We start from the raw sequence: 19,047 nt of genomic DNA on the forward strand, positions 1-19,047 counted from the left end.
TTGCTGCGTTATTAAGGGCGAGGCATAGCGTGACTATAGCCACGCCCTTAAGTGCCTTGCATATGGAAACCTCCGACCCGTTCAAAACCAGATATGAAAATTAATGCGAAATAAACTAATATTAAATAACAGCATCACAATCTTGTTAGAAAGGTACGACAATATACTAACTAAATATAATGAATGAAAATAATTAGTTGTCTCTGCTGCTGTGGGTGGCGGCATTGTGTTGAGCCTACAATAGCTATCAATGAATATCGTTGATTTGACAACGTAAAAATTATTATTTATTTAATACCATCGTTAAGATCAACCGATTTTGTCATCACACTTGGCGTTGTTTTGACGATGCAGATACCCAAAAAAATCTCCGGCGGCATGATAACCATGATGATTGACGCAGCAACATCAAAACGCACTCTGCTGTCTTTACCATTGGTAATGGTTTTGATTGGCATTCTCAGCCTGGTGTACATGGGGTGTTCTTATCGGGAAACCGTGGATAAAACCACAAAAACCGTCACCAAGACAACCCAGAAGCTTACGCGCAATATTCGATTTTCAGACGACGATCTTCAGCGTTTGGCCGCCGTTATTGGTTTTGAAAATAAGTCCCTGTATCGGGGCAAGGATTTCGCCCAGTTATTTCGCAAGGGCATTCCGGAATATCTGAACAACGAATGCGATGATGTTAGCGTACTGCGTCCGGAAGCAGGCGATAAGATTGAAGGATTTCAGCAGCTGCCATTGATGGAAAACGGTGAGGTTGATAACTTTGCCCTGGCGCTAATCGGCAGGCAGATGGGAATAAATGCGGTCATCACCGGGAGCCTGGACGATATCGGTATACTGGATGAACTGCAAGGCATGATCTGGAAAGATACCCGTCATCTGATTCAGATATTGGTCAGTATCGAGGTCTATGATACCGAAAGCGGCAGCAAAATCCTGGATGAAAGTTATAGCCGTAAAGTTGAAATTGAAGAGCTGGACTATGAATTGATGCGTTCTGTGGGCAAAATGATGTTGCCCGATTTAAATGAAACTTTGACAGATCTTCTGGCCGAAATTGGAGAAGCTGTCTGCTGGGCAATCGAGGACCAGCCTTGGAGCGGATTTGTTACCGCAGTTGAAGATGAAACCCTAATCATTTCTTCAGGCACCACCGCGGGTTTGGCCACAGGGGATGAATTCGATGTTTTTGATACCAGTCGCGTTTTAAAAGGGTTGTCCGGCCAGCGGTATTTTGTCCGCGGCCAAAAAATTGGTGAAGTCAAAATCACCGAAGTCGAATCCAACCAAGCCAGGGCGGCAATCATCACCAACAGGGGGATTAAGCCGGGCAGTTCCGTGAGAGTGAAGTAATTCACTCGGTTGAGCCGGTTTGCCCGTTGGCCCGTTGCGCCCGAAGATTCCAAGTCAGAAAGAATCACTTTCTTTTACCGGCTAACGGGAAACCGGCCAACCGGCTCAACCGGTAAATATGGTTACACGAGAGATTTTTAGGAAAGAATCGATAGAGAGCGATTAGCTCGATAGTAATGAAACCTGATAGGCTTTGATGCGTTGCAGGGCTTCTGCCTGGGTTGAAATGTGATTGATTGATTTGCGAAACTGGCTGCTGTTTCGAAGGCCTTTGGCAAACCAGCACAGACGACTGCGCATCATCCGGCAAGCGATTTCCTCTCCAAAATATGTAACGGACGCTTTCAGGTAGTGTCTCATAATGTCAAACCGCTGGTCCAGATTGACAGTCGGTTCGGTCTCTCCGCGCAATCGGGCCCGAACGTTGGCAAATATCCAGGGGTTGCCGATGGCCATCCTGCCGATCATGATTGCGTCACATCCGGTTTGCGCCATCATTGCCATAGCATCACTGGCACTGCAGATGTCACCGTTGCCGATTACAGGCACGTCAACCCGCTTTTTTAATTCCTTAATGATGGTCCAGTCTGCATGACCGCTAAATCCCTGGGTGGCGGTGCGAGGATGAATGGCAATCGCATCCACACCGCAGGATTCCGCAATTTTAGCAATTTCAAATGCCTGATTACCGGTGGCATCCCAACCACTTCTCAATTTAACCGTAAGCGGTATGGATACGGCGTTGCGCACGCTACGGATGACAGCTGCTGCCGTATCGGGCGCCTGCATCAAGGCAACGCCCGAACCGGTTTTGATTATTTTCCTGACCGCACATCCAAAATTGATGTCAATAATATCTGCGCCCGATGCTTCCACTAAACGGGCTGCTTCAGCCATCACATCCGGTTGAGAGCCGAATATCTGAACTGACAGCGGCTTTTCCTGCGGCTGACTGTCCAGCAGTTGCTGGGTTCTGTATGATTGGTTGACCAGCCCATGGGCGCTGACCATCTCCGAGCAGACCAAAGCACAGCCCGCCTCTTTGGCCATCAGTCGAAACGGCAGGTTGGTAATGCCGGCCAGGGGCGCCAGCACCGTCTGATTCTCAAGTTTTACCGATCCAATTTGCATATTCACAAGTTAGTTGTTAGTCATTCGTTGTCCGTGGTGAAACAATTTTGAATTTATAGCATTAAACCGGCCAACGGACAACTGACTACGGACAACAGACTTATTTTGAAGTGGGGTTGGCATAGCAGAATAGACAATCATGATAGCAAGGATGCTGGCGGTAATCACCGATATCCACTGATATTTTACAACCGCACCCTTTTTGGGTGCGCTGGCCGGTATCTCGTCTTAATGAGAGATTTCCACCATAAAGTGTTACCAGCAGATCATTTGGGATACAGGCGCTCTGTGTGACGGATGAATCATTCGCGAGCCCCACCGAAACATCCTTTTCACAACACAGCATCAGCTTTATATTTTTGGAAGCCAGCATTTTTTCCATTTTGACGATAACCTGACGCTTGGTTTTCAAGGGGGCATCCCAAAATGAAAAATCAGGCCGATTTACTAAGCGTTTTTCGATTTTTGAATAAGGGTCCATAAAGCTGGTGATACAGCGTTTGATTCCGGTCTCTTTGGCCTTTACAGCGATGCGTCTCAGATCACTGAGATTGTCCTGAACCTTGTCATTGCCGCTTTTGAAAAAACAGATGGGGTCAAAGCGCCAGTTGATTGCCGCAGGACCGAATTGGTCGCCGAGTTGTTGAAGCTGGTCGAGGCGGACATCCAGGGAGGAGACCTGCGGCTCAAGCTGAGGGGATGCTGAATTGACGGTAAAGTTGAAAAAAAGATGGTAACCGGCCTTCTGCAGTTGTTGGCCATATTGGTGCTTCAAAAACTGACCGAAATCTTTGGACCAGAAAACGATCGTATGCACATTGGCCGGGGTGGCAGGGATTTTTTTGATATGTCGATTGAACGGATTGACGACTTCAAAAAAACCGCGCTCAATGCATTCCATAAACCAGGGCATATAAAATGCCGGAATATCGGTTCGTCTGGATGCCGAGATGACGATTTTAGGCTCAGGCTTCAATGTTTCGGGTTACGGGTTACCAGGTACCTGGGTTTCAGGTGTCGGGTGTCCAGCCTTCGCTTTGAAAGCTACGGCTTGGCAAGCAGGTTTCAGGCTTTATAGTTCCGCCGTTGGCGGTTCAGGTGTCAGGTGTCAGGTTTCAGGGACGGTCAGAAGGGCTGACACCTGAATCCGCCTGCGGCGGAACACCTGAAACCTTTCCTACTTGCGTTTAAGATCTTCGAGCGATATTACCTTTGCGCCTTTTTCCTTTGGTGCGGCTTCTTTTTGCTGGCCTAAGGTCTCCTGCTTTTCTGACGGTTCTGATGTTTGGGTCTCGGCCGGACTTTCCACTTTCTCCAGGCGCATTTTTTTGCCGTTCATGGTAAATTCAGTGCCGCTAATGTATACGTCTTTCAAGATCCATGTGACCACCTGCAGCGGAATTTGCAGTAGAAGTAATTTGACGTGATACCAGTCTTTTTTAGCGTCCGGCAATATGCTCTCTACGCGCGCAAAAGTGAGCGGCTTATCTTCAAAGTGGATTAATACTAAATCATTTTCTTTGGTCATTCAGTATATCCTGTCATAGGTTCAATATAAGGCTTCGGGTGTCAGGTGTCAGGTTTCAGGGTCGGTCAGAAGGGCTGACACCTGAATCCGCCTACGGCGGAACACCTGAAACCTTGTATGGTAATGCTCAGGCGATCAGACCCATAAATTGTTTAACTACAAGCTGTCTGTTGAACTAAGGAATAGATTTGCGTGTTCCGATAGTCGGGTCATGGAGTGGTAGTATAATATCTGCCAGCTCTTTAATTTTTTGGATAGAATCATAAGCCTCTGTCAGATCGATGTGGACACCAGGTGCAATGGCCGGTCCGGCTGACGGAAAATTTTTATCATTGCAGCAAAAACCGGTGATGACGGCACGCCCCTCGCTGGTATTGACAGCCACCGATTGCCCGCCAACCGTATGTCCCGGTGATAAAATGACATCGATGCCGTCGGCAATACGAGCGTCACCGTCGACTTCGATTACGTTGACATCATCGAGTATGTCCGGATAATACCGATGATCGACCGGATGGGGTTTCTTTAAAAAAGCATACTCCTTTTTCTGGACATACACGTCTGCATTGGTGCATTTATAGTCATTTTCACAGTGATCATTATGTAAATGGGTATGGATGATGATATCAATGTCCTCGGGTTTTAGCTCTAAGGTTGCCAATGCTTCTTCAAATTCCAATATTTTAAATCCGCACTCCTTTTCAGCACCTTCGGGCACCATAAATTGTTCCAGGCCGGTATCGATTAAAATGTTCTGATCACCGCCCTTTAGATAAAAGACATATATCGGCAGGTATATTCGTTTACCATAATCCCGTAAATAGGTCATAACACCTTGATCGGTTTCGTTAATGCCCACAACCAGTGGATGAATGGTGTATTTTTGCATCAAGGCCTCCTGCTTTTTCAGATATACAAACTGTCGATGATTTTAGTATCACGCATGCACCCAAAACCTGATTAAGGACGAATGGGAAGCTTTTCAATAAAGGATTTTGAATGGATGATCAAGACTAAAACCTTTTTACCTCAAAATCAAGCATCAAGGATGCGGCTGAAGCGGCAATTTTTTTGACTTTCGGGCCAATTCACCATACAATACAGTGAATTACTGTACTTACTTTTAGGAGCTTCTCATGAAAACCCGATTCGTTACGATAATCATATTCAGTTGCTTTTTGTCAGCTACGGTCATTTTCAGTATACCGAATTCCTTAATCGCCCAATCAAAAGCCACAACCAAGAGCCGGAAAGCCCAAAGGCCTTCGGCTGCAGTAAAAAAAGATGCCAATTACTGGTTTGAAAAAGGTGCCCTTGTTTCTACATACGGCAACAATACGGCCGCTGTTCAGTATTTCCACAAAGCCATCGTCCTGGATCCGAATTTTAGCCGGGCCTATTTCTCACAGGGCGTATCATACGGTCAGCTGGGCCAGTATCAAAAGGCGATCGCGCAGATTAATATGGCCATTCAGAAGGAGCCGCAAAACAGCCTGTATTATTACGGCAGAGGACGAGTTTACCTTCTATGGGGCAATAAGGAAAAGGCCATGGCTGATTTTAGAAAGGCGGCCGAAATGGGTGATGAAGACGCTCTGGATTATCTGGAATATATCGGTGAAAATAAATCGTAAAACCAAAATAGAAGCTATCTTAAAACTAGAAGATTACGCTCCCCGCATGAATGCGGGATTTCACATCTAATTTCAGCAGGTTAAGGTATTCAACAAAGCAAGGCGAAAACGACTCGGTTGCCCTCGGCCATGAACTCGGGCCGAATGGAGCCCTTCGGCCGTGAGCTACACTCGGCCTGAACTCATGTCGAAGACAAGCCAAACGGTTTCCCGCAGGTCGATTTAAAAGTGGAGCATGCACACTAGTATTCGATCATTCTGAATCTATTTTATGCATACCTTAGTGTTTTTAGAAATAAATGTATAATCCATTTTTTTTAGATAACCCAGCCATTGAGCTTAGATGCATTTTTGAGATAGCTTCTAAATGCAATAGAAATTTAGCACATTAACCAGCGTCTGTCGCTTAAATGACAGTATTCTGACACGTTTGGCCTAAAAACGTTATTAAACGTTTGCCGGGTAATACCGGCGATAATCTAGAAAAAAATTCTCACTACCCTGGAAACCCCTCATCACCGATTATCTGATAGTTGTTTTAGATACCGTGTCGAGGGGTTTTTGTTTTGGGTGCAATTTATTGACAATTAAACGCCTTGTTTTAATATGGGGCAGCATCTTATGGTAACACTGCTGACGCAGACAATGAGTCAGCTCGCATGCCATCCCGAAAGGAGGCCGTTATGGCGCATTATCAATGCAATTGCACATTTGTTCCGCCGCAGGTTCTGGAAAATCTGGCACGGGTCGGTGTGGACAATGCCAGATTGAGTATTCAGCAGAGTAAAATCAGCCGCAAAAAGCGTGCGGATAAACGCATCGATATGAAAGCGTTTATAAGTGCCAAAACTAGGGCCAAGGCCAAACGCAAGGTTTACGACTGCCAGAACAAATGGGAGCAGCGCGTCAAGCTGGTCCGGGGTGAAGGTAAACCGGCAAGCGGTGACAAAGATGCCGACAGGGTTTACACGTTTGCCGGCAAAGTTCGCGACTATTTCAGCAAAGTGCTCAAGCGCAATTCCATTGACAACAAGGGTATGGATTTAATCCTCAATGTGCATTTCGGTCAGGATTACATGAATGCCTTCTGGGATGGCGATGAAATGACCTTTGGTGACGGCGACGGTGAAATATTTATCAGTTTTACCCGGTCGCTGGAGGTAGTAGCGCATGAACTGGCGCATGGCGTTACCCAGTTTGCGGCCGATTTGGAGTATTTCAGTCAGTCCGGGGCATTGAACGAACATTTTTCAGATGTTTTCGGCAGTGCCATAACGCAGCACGCCTTCAAACAGGATGCCGGCCAGGCGGACTGGCTGGTGGGCGATGAAATTATGGGGCCGGACCTTTACGGGGAATCGCTGCGCTCCATGCAGGCTCCCGGAACGGCCTACGATAATCGTCTCCTTGGCAAAGACCCGCAACCGGCCCACATGAATGACTACTATACCGGCGATGATGACAACCAGGGGGTTCACATTAACAGCGGTATCCCCAATCGCGCCTTCTATCTGGTCGCCATGGAAATTGGCACTGATAAAGCCACGCTTATCTGGTACCACGCACTTCAGAAGCTATGGACGACAGCTAAATTTAATGACGCTGTCGACGTTATTGTTGACTCGGCCAGAATCCTAACCCGGCAAAAACAGGTGCCAGTGGGCTCAACCCAACAAGTCAGAGCGGCATTCAGGGAGGTGGGGCTGCCTCACTTGACGTAGGACTCACAGGTTTCGCATTTCGGGTCTTAAAAACGGGGTTTCAGGTGGCAGTCTCAAAGGTTCCGCCGTCGGCAGTTCAGGTGTCCAGCCTTCGCTTGGAAAGCTACGGCCTGGCAGGCAGGTGTCAGGTTTCAGGCAAGATTAGAGGGGCTGACACCCGACACCTGAACACTGAAACCTTGGGCATATGCCAGCAGCCCAAACTATTAGGCGTGGCGGCAAGCCTAAACTGGACCCAATAGGAGACTACTGTGTATATTGAGTATAAATGTTCCGGCGGATATGGCGGGCTGCGCTTTGCATATCAATGCGAAATTGATGACCTGCCTGCGGCGGAGGCCCAAAAAATTCTGGATTTGATAGATGCTGCCCGCGCTTTGGAATTGGACCCCAAGCAGATTTCCGCCAATTCCCGCAATATACCCGATGACTTTATCTGCCGCCTGACGTTATCAACCGATACAATAAATAAGACCTTGTCCTTCAACGAACTGAGCGCACCTGAAAACTTGCGCCGCCTGTCGGCTTATTTGCGAAAACTGGCCGCTCAACAGCCAAGTGCTCACTGATCCTTTCGGTCCCAAATCTTTTTCTTGAGACAAATACTTCAAAGCTATGATATACTACTTGCAGCGCATCAGAATCCGACAGGTTAATATCAGACCAGACTAGCGAATGGTTTTCGGGAAAAGAGAATGAAAAAAAGACTTTTAGCTGCAGTTGGCATTGTGGTGGTCATCGCAGCCGGTTACCTGCTGTATTCCAGTTTAAGGACCAAACCCAACCCCTGCGCAAGCATATTTGATCAAACTACGGTCAGCCTTGCGGAAAAGATCAATATCATTAAAAAACGGGGCAGCACTTTTTTAGATGACGAACAGTTTCAGCAACTCTTGGATCAATCGGCACAATTAACTGCCGATCTAAAAACCTGCTGTATTTTATTTCACGACGATAAGATTGTCTTTGATGAGTTTTTAAAATGCCAAGACGACTTTCGCCAATACGAGCAAAGCATTGACCGGCTTTCACATCAGGTTGCCGAAGCGCAGGTGGCCAGACAACAGGAACGTTATGATCTTGTCAATTCAAGACTGGGCAACATTGAGCGCAATCTAAAAGATTTGGCAGTCATTTCAAATCAGTTCCAGAGCCGAATGAGTAACTTTATTGCGCAACAGTCTGAAACCGGTTTGAAGCTGACTCAAAGGTCAGAGAAAACAACCATCACCGAAGCAGAGCCCAATGATTCTTTTAACCAGGGCATGGAGATTTCCTCCGGCATTTTAACCGGGACCCTTTCTGGAGACGATCGGCAGGATTATTTTCGATTCGCCCTGGATCCCGGCAATATTTTAAACCTGGATTTTACCGCCGGTGACGACAGTGAGCTGATCAAAGTTGCCCTGCGGGATTTTGAAGGAAACGAGCTGTGGAATTCCGGTGAAACCGCTTCGGGGTCAACCCGCTCGATGCGCTTGCTGATGAACAATCTTTCAGCAGGGATCTACACTGCAGTAATTTATTCCGGTATCGGCTCTTACAAGCTTGATCTTTTCATCGAGCGCCAAAACGATGCCGGATCGGGGTCCGACGCTGGCGACCGGATCACCAAGGCGCTCGCCATCGACACCAATAGCTCCTTTATCGGTGAGATGGGCGGTTTTGATGAAGAAGACTGGTATCGATTCGATATCCCGCCGGGCCATATTCTAAAACTTGCCTTCGGCCCCAGTGAGAGCAGTGAAGCGATGAAGTTTTCACTGAGAAGTTTTGAACACAGTGAAGTATGGTATTCCGGCGTGGTCCCAGCGGGTGAAACCAAGCTTAAACGCGTAATGATGAACACCACTTCCGGCGGGACCTATTATCTTGAAGCCTATTACGGCAGCGGACGCTACGGGTTTGACATTTATGTCGAATCGCAAAATGATGCGGCGTCCGGCGCTGATGCGGGAGACAAGATGGCGGATGCGCTTAAAATTGTGCCGGGTGGTGCTTTTTCCGGTGAGATGGGCGGCTATGATGAAAAGGACTGGTATCGATTTGATATGCCGGCCGGCAGCATCATGACAATGTCACTTACCAATGATAGCGAAGGCGGTCCGATTAAATTTGCCTTTCGCAATGTTGATGGTATCGAGATCTGGCGATCGGAAGACGTGCTGCCCGGAACCACGGCATCGACTCGTTTGATGACCAATAACACCACCGGGGGTATCTACTTTCTTGAAGCCTTTGATGGCAACAGCCCTTACGAATTCGAAATTCGTGCTGAACAACAAAATGATGCCGGATTGGGTAAAGATGCCGGCGATCGGATTACCGAGGCCGTCAAGATCACAGCAGGGCGGTCCATTGCCGGAGAGTTGGGCCATCTGGATGAAGAAGACTGGTACTCGATTTCAGACCGTGAAGGGAAATCCATTTTGTTTACAACGGCAACGGATGGTGAGCCGCTGAAGTTGTCGATCGGCAATGTTGCCCATCGAAAAGGGCTGTACACTGCTGAACTGAGACCGGGCACAACCAGAACTTTTGAGATCCCCAGAAATGTGCAACCGCCGTATTTTCTTAGGGTATACGGCGGTAGCGGTAAGTATAGCTTCGAAATCAAGTAAACCTAAATGAGCGTTTCAAATTTTAAAAATGAAATTATTTTTTTTTAGGAATTCTGTCGATATTTATTTTAAAATTTGAAATCCTTCGGACTTGCCGATCTTACCGCATCTACTGTGTCAAATGCCGTTCCGCATAGTCTAACTATAGCGAAACGGCATTTTTCGTGTAGCTGCGGCAACCTCGACAATCGCTCAATTTTGATTTGGCCAAACTGAGCGTTCCAAATTAAAATATGGAAACCATCTAGTCTAATTGTTTTAAAGAACCTTTCTTTCACTTAAGCTTTCATTTTTAATATCTTAACAATAGTATAAACGGAAGCGGTTTCAAAACTTCAGATCACGCTCGAGGACAAGGCGTCAATTCGATTCGAAAGTGGAGCGTACACGATAGTACGCGAGCATTTTGAATCGAATTGGAACACAGTCATCGAGTGTTAAATGGAGTTTTCAAACCGCTTCTATGGAATAATGACGCCCTTAGATTCCTTACCATCGATTTTAAGGAGCAGCGGTTTTTCAACGCTGACATGTCTTAAATGAGGGGTCTCCGCCTCAGCTGGCAATGACATTAGCCATTCCCAGTTGATAAAATCCTTTCCCCCTTCTGAGGTGTTCAGATAACTGATTCCCAATGAGGTAATGTTATGAAAAAAATGGGATCCCTGGGATGGGTCGGCCTTTAAACCCTCTATGGTGGTTTCTACAATCGCACCAACGCCCGAGATATCCGGCCAACGAACCGGAATCCCCAACCAGCGGTCGGCAGAACCCCAGCGCCCCGGACCGATCAGCAGGTATTTCTGATTGCGTCGGCGCATCTCCTTATTCACCTGTGCGATTTCTGACGCAATTTGGACGGTTTTGGCCGCATCAAAACGATCCGGGTGCACGAAGATGATATCCCGTATCTCTTCAAATTGACCGTTGCCAAGCGCCATGGTTGAATAACAAAAGGCTTTAGAGATATCATCATCACGGATCTCTACTGACAGATTGGATTGGTTGACGGCCATCGGCCTGATTTGCAACAGCTCAAATATGGGCTTCTGATCCGCGTCCAAGGGCATATTAACGGCAAATTCAATTTCCACGGGGCAACCCATGCCCTGTCTGCCCATCGCCAGGATCTCAGTCAGGATTTCAGCTAAGGGCAGCGCATCGTATTTTAAAATGCTGGCAAAAGTGCATACCGGGTACCCGGACGCCTGAACGCCGTCACGGATGCGATGATCCTGGGCCGAGTAGGTGCTGCACAGGAGCCGCACAGGGGCATCGTGCATGGCCGAATCGATATCGAGTTTTTCAAGGGTGGCGTCCTCATTGGTGAGAAGATCTTCTGGGAAACCGTTCAGGTTAAGCGCATAAAAGAAGCGTTGCGCATTTTCCAAAATGTCGTCGACAGTGGAAAACTGAGGTAGAAACTGCGGATATCTGGGAGAAAAGCGCATTGCGGCGCCGCCCTCAACGACTATTCTTCCCAGTCCCAGGGCGATATGCGCCAGGCCATCATCAGGCTTTAAATATGAAATAGGGTAGTAATTGTAGGATTGCGCAACACCCGAGATCGCCGGATAAAAATGCTGCCCATAGGCCTCACCGGTCAGTTGCTGAATAACCACACCCATCTTTTCATCTTCGGTGCGGTGGAAAGTGCTTTTGACATAAGCGCGTGCGCTTTCGCAATAGGTGGAAGCATACACGAGTTTGATGGCCAGAGTGAGCTGTTTGTATCGTACGGCGAAGTCATCATCATTATTGGGGATCATGTAGGTTTTATAGATGCCGGCAAACGGCTGAAATTGCGCATCTTCCAGCAGGCTGGATGAACGCACGGCCAGCGGGTAACGGGCGTGTTTCAGATAGTGATGCAGATCGCGTTCCAGCATCGCGGGCATGCGGGCATTTGCAAATAGCCGAATAATCTCCGGATCACTATCATCACCGGTGGCGACTTCGCCCAGATTATTCTCGCTGATAAATGCATCAAACCCTTCTGTTGAAATCACCAGCGTTTTGGGAACCGTAATCGTGACATCTTTGAATTTTTCGTGAATTTCGGGTTGGTTTTTCAGGCGAGTCGACATAAATGCCAACCCTCTGGCTTTGCCGCCCAGTGAGCCTTTGCCGATTTTGGAAAAATCCGTATCCGGGTCAAAACGGTCGGCATCAAATTCAGAAATGATGCCTTTTTGGCGCCCCATGCGGCGGTCACGAATGATGGAGACCAGATACTGTTTGGCCTCGTGAACACTTTTAAAATCGCTGATTTTAACCGGTTTGAGTTTGGAAGCCAGCATGATTTCAGAACGCGCCATCAACCAGCTTGAAAAATGATTGCGGGTGGCATGATAAAAAACCGACTCATCCGGGACGGTCGGCAATATTTTCTCCATTTCGCGCAAATCGGAGGCTTTGTCGATTTTTTTGCCGTCCGGCAGGCGAAAGATAAAATCGCCAAATCCCAGGTATTGCATAAAAAAGCTGCGTATTTCCGAATGTAGCGTTCCGGAATTTTTGTTTAAAAAAACGGCGGGTATGTTTTGCGCCTGTGCGCGATTGGACTCTTCGGAACTGAAATTTAGCAGCGGCAGATCAGGGTTGTCTTGCCGAATTTTTGAAAGCAGTTTAAAGCCGGCTTCGTCGTCGAGTTTATCGCTTTTGGGAAAACGAACATCGGAAAAGACACTGAGCAAATAAGGTTTATACTTCTGGTATAGATCGATGGCTTCTTCGTAGGTTTGGGCTACCAGAATTTTCGGCCGCGCACGCATCCTTAAAATGCGGTGTTCATCATTAAGGGATTCTTCCATGACTGCCTGGGTTTGACTGACGATCTCTTTGTACAGCAGCGGCAGCAGTGATGAATAATAAATGGGTGAATCTTCTACAATGATGATAACGCGCACCCATGCGCGTTGGGTGTCATAAGCGACGTTCAGGCGGTCTTCAAGGTTTTTAATCAAAGCCAGCAGCAGGTCTGAGTTTCCGAACCAGACATAAGTGCGGTCAATAAATGTTCGATCCGTATCCTGACGGTCGAGCAAATGCCGGCTGGTATTCTGAATCATCAAAAAAACGGGCAAGTCCGGAAACCGCGTTTTGATCTGGCGTCCCAACTCATATGCATCGGTTTCATCGACCTGCGGCATGGTGATGACCAGGTCAAATTTTTTTTGTGCCAGGATATCCAATGCTTCACGGGCAGAAGACACCCAGGAAAGCATCGGCGGACGGGAGAGGTTTAATCCGCGGTACTCATGTATGATGCGCTCGGCAAGGCGGCCTTCTTCTTCCATGATAAAGGCATCATATGGGCTGGAGACCAGAAGAATATCGGCGACCTTCTTGGCCATGAGCTCATGAAAAACCTTAAACGAAAGATCAAAATCCGTCGGTTGTAGAAATCTTTGATTCATCATTTATTAGATTACGCTTGCTTCTGATTAACTGTACATACCAAAGATATGGCTATCACCAATCTATTGCAAGCAGGTGTCAGGTTTCAGGTGTCAGAGAAAAGATGCCTTGCAAAATCTGATGATTTTCAACAAGTTCAAATTCCTGACACCTGAATCCGCCTGCGGCGGAACACCTGAGTCCTATCTAGAGCTGACACCCAAAGCTGTTAATAACTGAACACTTAAATATTATGCATCTGTCAGTCACCAATGACATGCTTAGTGCCCGAAGTATTTTCCCTGCCAAGAATCTCTTTTTTCCAGAGTGTGCCGAATTTTTTCCAGAGTTTCAGTTTTGTGAAGCGCCCAGGTCGGTGCTACCAGCTCGGCAGGATGCGGGTCACCGGTCAGGCGCTGAATCACGCATTCGGATGGAAGTTGTTCCAAGAAATCGCAAACAAGATTTACATAAGCGTCCTGTTCCAGACATCTAAAGTCGCCTTGCCGGTAAAGACTTTCCAGAGGGGTTCCTTTGATCACGTAAAGCAAATGCAGCTTCACACCGTCAATCTCAAGCGCCGCCAATGTTTTGGCAGTGTGCAGCATATCTTCCCTTGATTCATTGGGAAGACCCAAAATGACATGCGCACATATCATAATACCCCGTTTGCGGGTTTTTGCGACGGCATCCTTGAAGCATTGGACATTGTGGCCCCGGTTAATATAGGCCAAGGTTTCATCGCTTGCCGATTGCAGACCGTATTCAATCCAGATCAGGTGGTGTCTGGCATAATCCTGCAGTAAATCCAATACCGCATCATCCACACAATCGGGTCGGGTGCCGATTGAAAGCCCGACAACATCATCAACTCCCAAAGCTTCCTCGTAGAGGCTTTCAAGAGATGACAGCGGTGCATACGTGTTTGAAAAAGACTGAAAATAGGCGATAAATTTCTTGGCCTTGTATCTTTTCGACAGTGCGTTTTTGCCGTTGATGAGCTGTTGGCTGATAGACAGGCCCTTTGCGTGTGCACCCGTCCCGGATCCGCGAATGTTGCAGTAAATGCACCCCCCGGTTGAAAGCGTTCCATCTCGATTGGGACATGTCATGCCGGCATCAACGGTGATTTTCTGTACCCGACAATTAAACATCTGGCGCAGATAAGTATTGAAGTCGTTATAGCGTTTGCGCGCTGCCATCGCCAAAACCTTGATTATAAAGTGGGCGGGACATATACTTCTCATGTAAGGTTTAGTTAATCGGTATTTAGCACAGGACGCTTTGGCTGACAACCATCGCCTGGCCTGACTGATATCCACCCAAAAAAACGAAGAGGCACGAAGATTAAAAATATATCATTCTTGCTTTGTGTTCTTGGTGAATTTTGTGGTAAAAATTTCTTTGTTTGTGTTTCCAATCTAACGCGCACCAAATGATGCCTTACAATGGCAAATTATCTTAAAAAATACGATATCATTGTGGTCGGTGCGGGTCATGCTGGCTGCGAAGCCGCCCTGGCTGCCGCGCGAATGGGCTGCGATGTCTTGCTGATGGCGATCGATTTGGACAAGCTGGCTGCCATGCCCTGCAGCCCGTCAATCGGTGGCATGGCCAAGGGACAGCTGGTTAAGGAATTGGACGCGCTGGGCGGAGAAATGGCAAAAATAACAGATAAAACGGCCATTTCTTTTCGAAAACTAAATACCAAAAAAGGGCCCGCGGTGCATTCCTCGCGCACACAAAACGATAAGATTCGCTACCATATGGCCATGAAGGCGGTTGTCGAGGCACAGCCCAATTTGGATCTCAAGCAAACAAAAGCACGGCGACTGGTGGTAGATGGCGGCCGGGTGGCCGGGGTAGAAGATTACCTCGGATTTGGCTATCCGGCCCGGGCGGTTGTGTTGGCGACCGGAACATTTTTGAGGGGTCTGCTGCACATCGGGTTTAATTCGTTTCAAGCCGGTCGGGCCGGCGAATTTGCATCATATGGGCTGGCAGACGATCTTAAATTATTGGGCTTTGAGCTGGGTCGCCTGAAAACGGGGACTCCCCCGCGATTGAAAAAATCCAGTATCGATTTTTCTAAATTCATCGTCCAAGAATCGGATGCCGACCCCACCCCTTTTTCCTATTTTACGGATGTCCTTCAGCTGCCCCAGCTGCCATGTCATATCGGCTATACCAATCCAGGCACCCATGAAATCGCACACCAAAACCTTGAACGCTCAGCCCTTTATGGCGGTATGATCAAGGGGGTCTCGGCGCGTTATTGCCCATCCTTTGAAGATAAAATCGTGCGATTCCCCGACAAGGAAAAACATCAGGTTATCCTTGAGCCGGAAGGAATCGATACCCAGGAAATCTATGCTTCCGGGTTGGGTAACAGTCTGCCGCTGGAGATACAGATTCAACTCGTGCGATCGGTAGAAGGACTGGAGTCGGCCGAAATTATGCGGCCGGCTTACGCGATTGAATATGACTACGTCAATCCCGTCCAGCTCAAACCCACCCTCGAAACCGATCGGGTGACTGGGCTTTTTTTGGCGGGTCAGATTAACGGGACCTCCGGCTACGAAGAAGCCGCGGCCCAGGGACTATGGGCCGGCATCAATGCCGCCTGCCAGATCCAAAAGCGCAAGCCATTTATTCTGGATCGATCCCAGGCTTACATGGGGGTAATGGTTGATGACCTGGTAACGCGGGGTACCCGCGAACCGTATCGAATGTTTACCTCAAGAGCCGAATACCGCCTGATGCTCAGAGAAGATAACGCCGCGCTGCGACTGGTTGAAGTGGGCCACGAGCTGGGACTCATCAAAAAAGACACGCTCACAGAAATCAAGGCGCGCAAAGAGCAAATCGCGCATGAAATTCAGCGCATCAAGCAAATCACGATCAAACCGGATGATCGTGTTAACCAATATTTGCAGAGCGCCGGAACCCGGCCCATTCAAAGCGGTGCCCGTCTGGACCAACTTTTGAAGCGCGTCGAGCTGGGTTACGATGTGGTTGAAACGCTGGCTGCCGGCCCGATGTCCATTGACCACCATGTGACGGAGCAGGTCGAAATCGAAATCAAATATGAGGGCTACATTCAAAAACAGCTGGCTGAAATCGAAAAATTTAAAAACCTGGAGCGGATGAAAATACCGGAAAACTTTGACTTTTTGGTTGTGCACGGTCTTTCCAATGAACTGAAGGAAAAATTGTCCGCAACCAAACCGACCTCTCTGGGTCAGGTCTCGCGTATCGATGGCATAACACCGGCAGCCATGTCGGTGCTGATGGTTGCCATTAAAGCAGCAAGCCGTTCGGGTTAGGTACCAGATCATTGGCTACGGGTCTCTTCTTTCTTGCAGTTGATTACGGGTGCAGGTGCACGTAGTTTGTAAAATACGGCATGGTTGGAACATAACCGAGGACGAGGACTCAAATCACCAAAAACCGGCAGTGCGATAGCTTTGGCCCCTTGACACTGTAGGTTGAACAACTTATCCTAGACATAAAAAATTCCATAATTATCATCTATTTATTTGGTTTTTAACTGAACAGGGACGTGTGCCTATGGCTGAAGATTACTATCAATTGCTCGGTATTAAAAAAAATGCTTCTGATGCGGATATCAAAAAAGCGTATCGTAAACTGGCGATGAAATATCACCCTGACCATACCAAGGGTGATAAAGCGGCAGAGGAAAGATTCAAAAAAATCAGTGAAGCGTACGCTGTTTTGAGTGACAAAAAGAAGCGCAAAGAGTATGACACCTTTGGTGCCGAAGGTTTTCAGCAGCGATTTACTCAGGAAGATATTTTCAGAGGTTTTGACTTTGGCGATATTTTCCGTGAATTCGGTTTTGGCGGCGATTTTTATTCGGGCCGCGGCAGGAGCAGCGGAACGCGTTTCAATTTCGGCGGCGGCGGGCCATTTGGATCTCAAGGCGGTCATCAGCAGGCCAGAATGAAAGGCGCAGATCTGGTTTATGAACTTCCGTTGACCCTCAAAGAGGTTGCCACCGGGACCAGCAAAACGATTAGCTTGCAACACCAGGGATATTCCGAAAAAGTAACGGTTAAAGTACCTAAGGGCTTGATATCCGGTAAAAAATTAAGACTGGCCGGCAAAGGAAGCGCCAGCCCGCTCGGTGGTCCTCCCGGGGATCTCTTTATTCAAGCCAAGGTGACCCATGACCCGGTGTATCAAGTTGAAAATCATGATCTGTATATGAATCAGGAATTAAGATTAAGCGAGCTCATATTAGGCACCAGCATCTCAGTGCCCACCCTTGACGATAAAAAACTCAACCTCAAAATCCCACCCGGTACCAAGCCCGGCACGAAAATGCGCATGTCTGGCCACGGGCTCCCGCACATGAAAAGCAGCAAAAAAGGTGATCTGTATGTAAAAATCCAGCTCAAATTACCCAAAAAACTGACGGATGAACAGAAAAAACTCGTCACAGAGCTGGCCGCGACAGGAATGTAACGAATAAAAATAATTGACAAATTTGCGTATTCACGATAATTTTAAGTTACAGATTATTTTTATTCACCGCATTTGCTAAGCACGTGCGCGGAATTTTATCTTGGCAGCATGCTTGACCTGATGTCGGTCCTGCCCCGGGATGAATCACAAAAATCTAATACCAGCGCAGTGCACATACGTTCATCCGATAACCGGGACTGCGAACCTATTTTTAGCGGTACTCAAAAAAATGCATTCATTTTTCTTGCCGATCTTACCATGCGGCGTCACATTCTGGTGAAGGTCGGTTATCTACGTGCTGCAAGTTACGGCTCCAACTGTTCCTTGTCCGGAATGATCCTGCTTAAAAAGATCGTAAGAGCGATTTAGCCAACATAACACGGGCTGAAAAATGTTGTCGTCAGCCCGGGAGAATCAACATAAAATCTTAATTAATGGGGTATGAAATGATTGTTACCTGTAATGAATGTGAATCGAGTTTCAACGTTGACGACAGTCTTGTGAAGGATACCGGCTCCAAAGTCCGTTGTTCCAAATGCAGCAGCGTATTCGTCGTTTATCCGGAAGCCGCTGCGCCTGAATTGGATCAAGCGTCAGAAGATCTGTCTCTTGAGATGGATGATGAATTGCCTGATCTTGATGATATGATGGACTTTGACGACGATGATTTGTCGCTGGATTCAGTTGAAGACGATGATTCAGATGTTATGGGTTTGGACTCGGATGACGATCTCCTCGTTGAGATAGAAGAACCTGAGCTGGGCGCGGTTGAAGCGGGCGATGACGATCTGCCGGACCTGGATATGGATTTAGAAGATTTGGGCGAGGCTGCGGAAGCTGATGCCATTGCGGCAGATTCAAGTCTTGATTCGACCGATGATGCATTAGCGTTGGGTGCTGATGATGGCGGCGATGAGCTCGATCTATCGGATCTTGAAGACTTGGTAGGTGCCGATGATGATATTGAATTGGAGGATCTAACGTCTGAAGCAGCAGTGGAAGCCGACCCGGACCTGGATTTGGGACTTGAACCTGATGAAGCTGAACCTGTCGCCACCGATGATGATATTGAATTGGAGGATCTAACGTCTGAAGCAGCAGTGGAAGCCGACCCGGACCTGGATTTGGGACTTGAACCTGATGAAGCTGAACCTGTCGCC

The 19,047-nt window shown here is 47.7% G+C and carries 14 protein-coding genes; 8 read left to right on the plus strand and 6 right to left on the minus strand.

The window, feature by feature from the left end; translation table 11 throughout:
* Positions 1-348 precede the first annotated feature (348 nt).
* Positions 349-1,365, plus strand: a complete 1,017-nt coding sequence (locus QNJ26_22125) for a hypothetical protein (protein ID MDJ0988251.1) — start codon at positions 349-351, stop codon at positions 1,363-1,365.
* A 162-nt stretch (positions 1,366-1,527) separates the two neighbouring features.
* Here QNJ26_22125 and dusB read toward each other — a convergent pair whose 3' ends face one another.
* The 4 genes from dusB to QNJ26_22145 form a co-directional block, all read right to left on the minus strand.
* Complete coding sequence (gene dusB / locus QNJ26_22130; protein MDJ0988252.1) at positions 1,528-2,496, minus strand: tRNA dihydrouridine synthase DusB; 969 nt, start codon at positions 2,494-2,496, stop codon at positions 1,528-1,530.
* Positions 2,497-2,596: 100 nt separating this feature from the next.
* Positions 2,597-3,472, minus strand: coding sequence for a DUF1848 family protein (locus QNJ26_22135; protein MDJ0988253.1), 876 nt, complete (start codon positions 3,470-3,472; stop codon positions 2,597-2,599).
* A 201-nt stretch (positions 3,473-3,673) separates the two neighbouring features.
* Positions 3,674-4,024 (minus strand): hypothetical protein, encoded by a 351-nt coding sequence (locus QNJ26_22140; GenBank protein ID MDJ0988254.1) that lies wholly within the window; start codon positions 4,022-4,024, stop codon positions 3,674-3,676.
* A 175-nt stretch (positions 4,025-4,199) separates the two neighbouring features.
* Positions 4,200-4,913, minus strand: coding sequence for an N-acyl homoserine lactonase family protein (locus QNJ26_22145; protein MDJ0988255.1), 714 nt, complete (start codon positions 4,911-4,913; stop codon positions 4,200-4,202).
* Positions 4,914-5,160: 247 nt separating this feature from the next.
* On the opposite strand from QNJ26_22145, the gene QNJ26_22150 reads away from it, so the two are divergent.
* From QNJ26_22150 to QNJ26_22165, 4 genes are all read left to right on the plus strand, one after another.
* The gene (locus QNJ26_22150; protein ID MDJ0988256.1) at positions 5,161-5,658 is read left to right on the plus strand and encodes a tetratricopeptide repeat protein; all 498 of its coding nucleotides are present in this window, start codon (positions 5,161-5,163) and stop codon (positions 5,656-5,658) included.
* Between the two features lie 683 nt (positions 5,659-6,341).
* Positions 6,342-7,379: a M4 family metallopeptidase gene (locus QNJ26_22155; GenBank protein ID MDJ0988257.1), complete on the plus strand. Its 1,038-nt coding sequence runs from the start codon at positions 6,342-6,344 to the stop codon at positions 7,377-7,379.
* Between the two features lie 251 nt (positions 7,380-7,630).
* Positions 7,631-7,948, plus strand: a complete 318-nt coding sequence (locus QNJ26_22160; GenBank protein ID MDJ0988258.1) for a hypothetical protein — start codon at positions 7,631-7,633, stop codon at positions 7,946-7,948.
* Between the two features lie 126 nt (positions 7,949-8,074).
* On the plus strand, positions 8,075-10,000 hold the full coding sequence (locus tag QNJ26_22165; GenBank protein MDJ0988259.1) for a hypothetical protein: 1,926 nt from the start codon (positions 8,075-8,077) through the stop codon (positions 9,998-10,000).
* Between the two features lie 461 nt (positions 10,001-10,461).
* Here QNJ26_22165 and QNJ26_22170 read toward each other — a convergent pair whose 3' ends face one another.
* Both QNJ26_22170 and QNJ26_22175 read right to left on the minus strand, forming a co-directional pair.
* Positions 10,462-13,422, minus strand: coding sequence for a PEP/pyruvate-binding domain-containing protein (locus QNJ26_22170; GenBank protein ID MDJ0988260.1), 2,961 nt, complete (start codon positions 13,420-13,422; stop codon positions 10,462-10,464).
* 258 nt (positions 13,423-13,680) lie between these two features.
* Positions 13,681-14,601 carry a TIGR01212 family radical SAM protein gene (locus QNJ26_22175; protein MDJ0988261.1) on the minus strand — a complete coding sequence of 307 codons (921 nt, stop codon included), beginning with the start codon at positions 14,599-14,601 and terminating at the stop codon, positions 13,681-13,683.
* Between the two features lie 246 nt (positions 14,602-14,847).
* On the opposite strand from QNJ26_22175, the gene mnmG reads away from it, so the two are divergent.
* The 3 genes from mnmG to QNJ26_22190 form a co-directional block, all read left to right on the plus strand.
* Positions 14,848-16,725, plus strand: coding sequence for a tRNA uridine-5-carboxymethylaminomethyl(34) synthesis enzyme MnmG (gene mnmG, locus QNJ26_22180; protein MDJ0988262.1), 1,878 nt, complete (start codon positions 14,848-14,850; stop codon positions 16,723-16,725).
* 244 nt (positions 16,726-16,969) lie between these two features.
* On the plus strand, positions 16,970-17,887 hold the full coding sequence (locus QNJ26_22185; protein ID MDJ0988263.1) for a DnaJ C-terminal domain-containing protein: 918 nt from the start codon (positions 16,970-16,972) through the stop codon (positions 17,885-17,887).
* 446 nt (positions 17,888-18,333) lie between these two features.
* On the plus strand, positions 18,334-19,047 hold a 714-nt coding region (locus QNJ26_22190; protein ID MDJ0988264.1), incomplete at its 3' end, for a zinc-ribbon domain-containing protein.

Source organism: Desulfobacterales bacterium, assembly GCA_030066985.1.
GTDB lineage: Bacteria > Desulfobacterota > Desulfobacteria > Desulfobacterales > JAHEIW01 > JAHEIW01.